The sequence below is a fragment of the Photorhabdus heterorhabditis genome (genome assembly GCF_018448905.1).
Lineage (GTDB): Bacteria > Pseudomonadota > Gammaproteobacteria > Enterobacterales > Enterobacteriaceae > Photorhabdus > Photorhabdus heterorhabditis.
Genome location: NZ_RCWA01000138.1, coordinates 1 through 1,107, shown reverse-complemented (window position 1 = coordinate 1,107; position 1,107 = coordinate 1). Strand labels below are relative to the sequence as shown.

The window sequence follows — 1,107 nt, the reverse complement described above, 5'->3', positions numbered from 1 at the left end:
TGTTGTGGTCAATAAAAATTGGTCACTAGCTTAGAGTTTTCCCAAAATAATCGTTCTGATTCGTTGGGTGTCAACCCATTGTTGTACCCATGGGGGCGAAGCTGGCTATAATAACCCGCTATATAATTCGTGATTGAACGAAAGGCTTCTCTAAAATCTGAATATCCTTCTTCAGGAACCCATTCACTTTTTAAGCTCCTAAAAAAGCGCTCCATTGGGCTATTATCCCAGCAATTACCTCGGCGGCTCAGGCTTTGTTTGATACCATAACGCCACAATAACCGTCTGAACGCTTTGCGGGTATAGTGGCTACCTTGATCACTGTGAAACATGACCCCTTGTGGCTTCCTCCTTGATTCAAACGCCATTTCCAACGCTCTCTTTGTCAACTCAGAGTTGGCAGAGAAAGACATCGCCCAACCAATGGGCTTACGAGCAAACAGGTCAAGTACGACGGCCAGATAGGCCCAACATTTACCTGTCCAGATATAGGTCACATCACCACACCAAACTTGATTGGGCTCGGTGACCGTGAACTGACGGTCAAGATGGTTAGGAATATCAAGATGTTCTTGTTCCTGACGTGAATAGCGGTGTTTTGGCTGCTGACGACGGACCAGCACCAGTTCAGCCATTAATTTTCCTGCCCGCCATCGGCCTAATGGTATGCCTTTGGCGGTCACCATGGCGGCAATCGTTCGTGTGCCGGCGGAGCCGTTGCCCTCGTTAAACGCTTCACGGACTAAAATTTTTAACCTGATGTGCTCAGTATCGGGCTTTTTCACTCGATGGCGCCAGGCCTGATAGCTGCTACGATAAACCCCGAACACGAACAGTTGGCAAAGGAAAGCCACTGGATAATGCACTCTGAATAGCTCAATTAACGAGAACTGTTCAAGTAGTCCGACATCAAGAGTGCGGAAGATTTTTTTAATACTTCATTTTCCATTTCAATACGTTGCAGTTTCTTTTACAGCTCACGTATTTCAATTTGCTCCGGCGTGATGGGCATGGCTTTAGAAGATTTGCCTTGCCGCTCCTGCCTCAACTGACGAACCCAGCTCCCCAAGGCTGATTTGCTGACATTCATCGCTTTAGCGGCTTCCA

The 1,107-nt window shown here is 47.2% G+C and carries 1 pseudogene; it reads right to left on the bottom strand.

The annotated features are described in order from the left end of the window. Nucleotides 1-8: 8 nt before the first annotated feature. A pseudogene (locus EAE89_RS22955) lies at nt 9-1,107 on the bottom strand (IS3 family transposase); the annotation flags it as partial.